The sequence below is a fragment of the Oleiphilus sp. HI0125 genome (assembly GCF_001635355.1).
On record NZ_LWGF01001494.1, the window covers coordinates 1 to 1,518 of the forward strand.

The following is a 1,518-nucleotide window of genomic DNA, read 5'->3' on the forward strand; positions in this document are numbered from 1 at the left end:
ATATTCTTACTTTCATCACCTACTGACGCCAATATTAATCAGCATTCCCCGTTTTTCTTAAGAGCTCAGGCATACTCAAATCAAGCACTCCAATATCAATGGCGTTTCAACGGAGAAATTATTCCTGGTGCCAATGATGCAATTTACGGAAAGACACATGCCTTATTAAATGATGCAGGCGTCTATGATGTAATCATTCGCAACGCGCAAAATCAGATCATTTCATCTTCCGCTTCTCTCAGTGTGGAACCAAAAGAACTTTCACTTAAGATTACTAAGCAACCACAATCCCAGTCGATTGTTAGTGGCCAATCTATTGAACTCAATATCAATACAAATGCAGGCTCTGACGCGAATGTATCTTGGCAGAAAGGTGCTAGCGTTTTAGCGAATAAAAATAGCTCGACACTAGTCATTTCAAACGCAAGTCAAAGTGATGCTGGTGATTATCGCGCCATTATTGAATATAAGGGTGAGGTGCTCTACTCGTCCTTTGCAAAAATCACCGTAACAGAAGCTCTCAACACTCTCAGAATCTCACAACATCCATCTGACCAAGATGTATTAGCAGGACATAACGTTCGTTTTGAGATATCGGCTGAGGGTGGAGGTTTCATGCGCTACCAGTGGTTTAAGGATGGCAAAGCGATTGAAGGAGCAACGAACGCAACGCTTGCAATAGAAAGCGCGACACAAACTGATCAGGGCAACTACACGGCACAAGTCACAAGCTCTACCGGCAATCTAAATTCAAAAGCAGCTCAACTACGTGTGATAGCTCAAAACGTCGCTCAAACCCTAGTTGAGCAACCACAGTCACAACAGGTTTACCTTGAAGACTCTTTCCAATTTAGCGTTGCTAGCACACTAGCAACGAGCCATTCGTACCAGTGGTATAAAGACGACAAAGCAATCAATGGTGCAACAAGCCGCATATACGAGGTCAGCACAGCATCGAGTGCAGATGCCGGAACATACTACGCCACGGTTAACAATGTGTTTGGATCAATTCGTTCTAGCTCTGCTTCATTAAACGTGAAGGCCAAGCCCTCATTATCACTATCATGGGCAATGCCTACGGAGCGCGAAAACGGCGAGCCTCTGAATCAATCTGAGATATACGGATATAAACTTGCCTTTGGCAAAAGCGAAAACTCACTAAGCAATAGCGTTGAAATTGTAGGCGCGCAAAACACAAAGTTTACACTTTCAAATCTTGATCCCGGCAGTTTATACCTGCACATTGCTACGATAGATTCAGACCGAATCACAGGTCGTTTCTCTCAGCCTATTGAAGTCATTCTTCAATAAAAAATAAATGGCCCATTATTTCTCAAGCGACAATGTAAAACTTCATTACCGAGACATCGGTAACGGACCAACAATTATATTCCTTCACGGCTTTGGCATGCATTCTGGCCATTGGCTTCCTTACGCATATCCTTTATCGCGAAAGTATCGCGTCATCATCCCAGATCTTCGGGGTTTTGGACGATCTCATCATGCACACTTCAAGCA

2 protein-coding genes are annotated in these 1,518 nt (G+C 43.4%); both read left to right on the forward strand.

What is annotated here, in order from left to right; translation table 11 throughout:
- Positions 1–1,311: immunoglobulin domain-containing protein (locus tag A3762_RS25140; RefSeq protein ID WP_156493748.1), on the forward strand; the 1,311-nt coding region annotated here is incomplete at its 5' end.
- A 7-nt stretch (positions 1,312–1,318) separates the two neighbouring features.
- The coding region (locus A3762_RS26230; RefSeq protein WP_156493749.1) for an alpha/beta fold hydrolase at positions 1,319–1,518 on the forward strand (200 nt) is incomplete at its 3' end.